Below are 5,110 nucleotides of genomic sequence, written 5' to 3'. Positions count from 1 at the left end.
GGTGCCGCTGGTTCTTCCACTTTCGGTGTTGAAGCTGCTGGTTCCTCTGCTTTTGGCGCCAGAGTCGTTGGCTCTTCCACTTTCGGTGTTGGAGCTGCTGGTTCCTCTACTTTTGGCGCTGGTGTTGTAGGTTCTTCCGCTTTTGGCGCCGGAGTTGTTGGCTCTTCCGCTTTTGGTGTTGGAGCTGCTGGTTTTTCTGCTTTCGGTGCTGGAGTCGTTGGCTCTTCCGCTTTTGGTGTTGGAGCTGCTGGTTCCTCCACTTTTGGCGCTAGTACCGCTGGTTCCTCTGCTTTTGGTAATTCTGGTTGTACGGTAGGTTCAACTATTGCCCCACCCAAAAGTTCTTTATATTCTGGTTTTACTAATACTTCTGGTTTTACAATAGCACCTTCTTTAACTTTACTTTTTGGAACATATTTTGTTCCTTCATTTAAAGTTGGATTTTTTTCTATTAGCTCATATACTTTATAGACAACTTTTGCTTCAACTATATTTCCATTTATTTCATTATTATAGAATACTGTTTTTTGTACTAATTCTCTTACTACACTTGTATTTGGTAGTGATTTTTCTTTTTTACTTTCTTTTGTAATAGAAGCACTATTGTTGTTAATACTTACACCTGGTTGAACTATTTTTGATACTTGACCTTTTTTTAGATTACCTAGATTATAAGTATAATTATTCCCATTAATTGTGGCATATACAATTGCTTCATAAGTATCTCTAACTGCAGTTACATGAAAAACTATATCCCCATTGATTTCTTCTGAAGTAATAGTAAGATCTTGTGTTGTTTTATTACTACTTGTTTCTGAAACATTACCTCCCATATTCTCAGCAAATACAGCTAGTGGATTCGCTAATGTAAATAATAGTACACTGGCAGTAGCTACCTTTGTTATTTTTTTCATTTAATTTCCTCCTAAATTGTTGGTTGTTTTTATAAAAATGAAGGTCATTTTCTCTTCCATTATTCTCCTATTTTTCTATTTTGTCAAGCATATAATTCCTGAAAAAATGAAAGTTATTTCCATATAATTATTTTCACTTTTCCGAAGAGATAAGTAATTCTCACCTCTAATTGCTATATACATTTCTTTCAACAGCTGATAATTTTTCCTTTACATATAATCTGAAATATTTAAAATTATACAATCATCATCCTTGACAAAGATTTCAATTCATGTTTTAATATACCCTATAGGGGTATATAGGAGGTAAGAAAAATGTTTTTTTTATTCACAAAAGTAGATAGTATTTCTACTATTGAACTGGAACAAAAACTTAAACAAAATATTCAATTAATAGACGTAAGAACACCTGGTGAATTTAGAAGAGGCCATATAAAAAATGCAAAAAATATTCCACTAAATGAAATTGGCAGTTACACTCCAGTAGCAGACAAAAAAACATATGTAATTTGTCACTCTGGAGCAAGAAGTAAACTTGCCGCAAAAAAACTTAAAAAAAGAGGCTTCGATGTTGTTAATGTTCAAGGTGGAATGCATGCATGGAGAGGTAAAATAGTTTAAAATTAGACTATAGATAATTTAACTCTATTAAAAACACAGTAATTTTCCAGATTAATACAGTAGTTAAATTTAATAATATTGAAAGGAATCAACTATGAAAAACAATATTTCAATGAAAGATTTTTATGAGAAATACACTAATAATAGTAGTGAAAAACTCACTATTATTGACGTAAGAGAAATTCATGAATATGCCGTTGGTCACATACCTTCTGCTGAAAATTTCCCTTTAAGTACTTTAGGAGCAGATTTTTCTAAATTAGATAAAGATCAAAAATACTATGTAATTTGTCAAGCAGGTGGACGTTCAGCTAAAGCATATGATTTTCTTGATGCACAAGGATTCGATGTTATAAATATCGAGGGTGGTATGAATAACTGGCCTGGAGAAACAAAATAAAGAATTAAACAACCAATTAGTAAAAAAACAACGAACAATTACTAGATTGAAATTCTCTATAAAAATTAATACATCTCAAAAAATAAAAGTCTTGGTTCAAAATAATTTTGAATCAAGACTTTTATTACTAATTTAGTATACTATTTCTTTTTTACTAGATACTGTATAGCTTTCTCTATTCTTTTCTTATGCTCTTCAGGATTTTCTGTAGGGTTATTAATACATTCCATAAGATTTTCTGTTATTAATAATTCAATAACTCGATCAACACTAGAACGAACTGCACTTAGTTGAATCATTATGTCCATACAATCTCGCTCTTCTTCTATCATTTTTTGAATTCCTCTAAGCTGTCCTTCAGAACGTTTTAAACGCGTTATGTACTTTGACTTTGACATATGTTTTTCCTCAGTATATTTTTTTTCATTATACATTGAATAGTTTATTTTGTCAAAATTTTCAAAGTAAATGTACTCCCTTTCCCATATTCACTCTCTACTATAATGTCTCCATTGAGCTGCGTAGCTAGTTGTTTCGCTATAGCTAAACCTAACCCATAACCACCTGTTTTCATATTTCTTGATGCTTCAACACGATATAATCTTTTAAAAATATTATCAAGTTCTTCTTTTTTTATACCACATCCTTCATCAATTATAGAAATAGAAAGCATTTCATCACTAATTTCAGCAACTATTTCGATTTTTGTTCCACTTGGTGAGTATTTAAATGCATTACCTAGTAAATTAACTATTATTCTTTGTAATTTATTATAATTACTTACTATTTTTGCATTTTCCGGTATAACTTTAATAAAAATATCTCTTTGTTCTTTTTCTGCTCTTAACTTAAATTCAGACATACAATCAATTAATAATTTATCTAAAAATATTGTTTCTTTTTTATCTGCAGAATCAGTTTCTTTCACACTTAGCGTCAAATAATTTAATTCTTCAACTAATTTGTTTAATCTCGTTGTTTGACGACAAATTGTTTCTAAATAGTACTTGTATTCATCTTTTTTTATTATACCATCTAACATTCCTTCAGCTGTTGATTGAATAGAAGTTATAGGAGTTTTTATATCGTGAGAAAGTTGGGCAATCATAAGAGATTTTTCTTTTTCACTTTGTTCTAGTGATTCAAAACTTTCTTTTAAGTGCTCCGCCATATCATCAAATGCAATAGATAAATCTCTAAATTCGACTGGACGTATCACTTCATCACTGATATCAAATCTCTTCTCGCTTATATTTACTGTTTTTTTCTTTAGCACATCTAATGATTTAAACACACCTTTTAGTAATGCTAGACTTATAGTCGCACCGATTAATCCCGCAATCACAGTAATTGCAACAATAAAATAGGTATCTTTTTTTTCAATTAACATTTGGTTTGAAGCCCAAAATACAGCAGCTATAGTTATTAAAAATGACAAAATATATCCAACAATAATATAATCTCTTAATTTCATTCTATATTCCTTTCCATTTTTAAACTTGTCTTTCCATTTTATATCCTAGTCCCCACACTGTCTTTATATTTGGTGTTTTCTCTGTAGAGTATTTCATTAATATTCTCCTTAAAGAATGCACGTGCACATTCAATGTATTCGCATCTTCTACATATTCATCGTGCCATATTTTTTCATATAATTCTGTTTTAGAAAAAACACGTTCTGGATTATTAGCTAATAACCATAATAATTCAAAAGATTTCACCGTTAGGTCTAGTTGTTTTCCATTGACCATTGCTATTCTACTATTATAATTTATTTCTAAATCCCCTAAAGCCGAAATACTATCTGTACTACTTTTTTCAATTCGACGTAATATGTTCCTAACTCTTAATACTAATTCTCTAGGACTAAACGGCTTAACTATATAGTCATCAGCCCCCATGCTCAAAGCATAAATCTTATCTGGCTCAGTTGTTTTGGCAGTTATAAATAAAAAAGGTTGCTCTGCATCCAAATATTGTACTTCACTAATCAAATCATAGCCATCCATATTTGGCATCATTATATCCGTAATAATTAGAGAATACTTATTTCTCTTATATTTTTCTAATGCTTCTTTACCATCATTAGCAATATCTATATCATAACCACCCTGTTCTAGATATCTTTTGTTTATCTCCGTTATTTCTATCTCGTCATCTACTAATAAAATTTTATTCATCATATCTTTACTCCTCCTAACAAAATAGCACTATACATTTAAAGTATAGCACTATTCTGTTAAATTCTGCAAGGTACTATCTCTTACTATTTTAAAAATATCAATTTAATTGAGATTTCCCCACATAATTCTAGATATTCAAAAAATTTTATAAAAGAGACTACTATCAAATCACACTGATTTAAATCGTTTAATACATGAGGCTTACCCCAAAGTCCTAAAATTTAACAAAGTTCATATGAGAACTCGTAGACGCAGTGGTTTATTGATATCTAAATTCGCTTTATAAAAGCTTTTTAGATATCTAATAAACTGTGCGGGGGTGACTCGACAAAATCGATTTCTCTGAAATCACGATTTTTGAGTCACTCCCATTCTATTTAGTCGATTTCATTTTTTCTTCTAAGTCCTAATAAACCTAATAGACTAGCGATGATTAATCCTACTATTCCTGTAGTTGAAGAATTTGTTGAGTTTGTTGCATTCATTGTTCCTTCTGGAGCTGCACTTGTTTTTGGTAACATTCCTTTTTTCATCATGCCATTGTTCATATGAGCACTCATATTTTTCGCTTTCATATCTTTATCCATGTGTGCTTTCATAGTCATGTCATCTGATTTATGCATATCCATAGGTTTTTCACTCATATTTGATTCCATTAAATCGTGTTTTTTATGATCTGTCATCATATTTTCACCTGGTTTTTTCTCCATTTCCATAGCTTCTTTATGAAGATTTACGGTAACCTCTTTTGTAGCTACTAAGTTTGTTAAATCTGCTTTTCCGTCTTTTTCACCGTATACTTTGATTGTTGCTTTGTAGCTTTGTGTTCCATTTGCTTTTAATAAATCTAATAATTCTTTATCTGATTTTCCTTGTGTTCCTGCCAAGTCTACTTCATAGAAGTATAATCCATGTCCTAATTTTTCTACTGGAGGAAGCGCTGGATTTTTCGCTGATCCATTATCTGACCATGGTGCTTTATCTGATGCTTT

At 30.8% G+C, this 5,110-nt stretch carries 6 protein-coding genes and 1 pseudogene; 2 read left to right on the top strand and 5 right to left on the bottom strand.

Translation table 11 applies throughout. The features are described from left to right. Window positions 1–914, bottom strand: a pseudogene (locus tag O3884_RS08900) (hypothetical protein); the annotation flags it as partial. Between the two features lie 315 nt (window positions 915–1,229). Between O3884_RS08900 and O3884_RS08895 the strand changes: the two are divergent. Beyond that, on the top strand, window positions 1,230–1,535 hold the full coding sequence (locus O3884_RS08895; protein ID WP_371453026.1) for a rhodanese-like domain-containing protein: 306 nt from the start codon (window positions 1,230–1,232) through the stop codon (window positions 1,533–1,535). Between the two features lie 94 nt (window positions 1,536–1,629). Next, window positions 1,630–1,935, top strand: a complete 306-nt coding sequence (locus O3884_RS08890) for a rhodanese-like domain-containing protein (protein WP_371453024.1) — start codon at window positions 1,630–1,632, stop codon at window positions 1,933–1,935. A gap of 140 nt (window positions 1,936–2,075) precedes the next feature. Here O3884_RS08890 and O3884_RS08885 read toward each other — a convergent pair whose 3' ends face one another. The 4 genes from O3884_RS08885 to O3884_RS08870 all read right to left on the bottom strand — a co-directional run. Then, the gene (locus tag O3884_RS08885; RefSeq protein ID WP_371453022.1) at window positions 2,076–2,333 is read right to left on the bottom strand and encodes a metal-sensitive transcriptional regulator; all 258 of its coding nucleotides are present in this window, start codon (window positions 2,331–2,333) and stop codon (window positions 2,076–2,078) included. A gap of 44 nt (window positions 2,334–2,377) precedes the next feature. Then, window positions 2,378–3,409, bottom strand: a complete 1,032-nt coding sequence (locus tag O3884_RS08880; RefSeq protein WP_371453020.1) for a sensor histidine kinase — start codon at window positions 3,407–3,409, stop codon at window positions 2,378–2,380. A 19-nt stretch (window positions 3,410–3,428) separates the two neighbouring features. Then, window positions 3,429–4,118 (bottom strand): response regulator transcription factor, encoded by a 690-nt coding sequence (locus O3884_RS08875; protein ID WP_371453018.1) that lies wholly within the window; start codon window positions 4,116–4,118, stop codon window positions 3,429–3,431. 377 nt (window positions 4,119–4,495) lie between these two features. Beyond that, window positions 4,496–5,110, bottom strand: a 615-nt coding sequence (locus tag O3884_RS08870; RefSeq protein ID WP_371453016.1) for an SSURE domain-containing protein, incomplete at its 5' end; no start/stop codon positions are given.

Origin of the sequence: Gemella sp. 20925_1_85 (genome assembly GCF_041433735.1) — a bacterium.
In the GTDB taxonomy this organism is placed as follows: Bacteria; Bacillota; Bacilli; order Staphylococcales; family Gemellaceae; genus Gemella.
The sequence above is the reverse complement of the archived record's forward strand: the minus strand, read 5'-3'. Positions and strand labels throughout refer to the sequence as shown.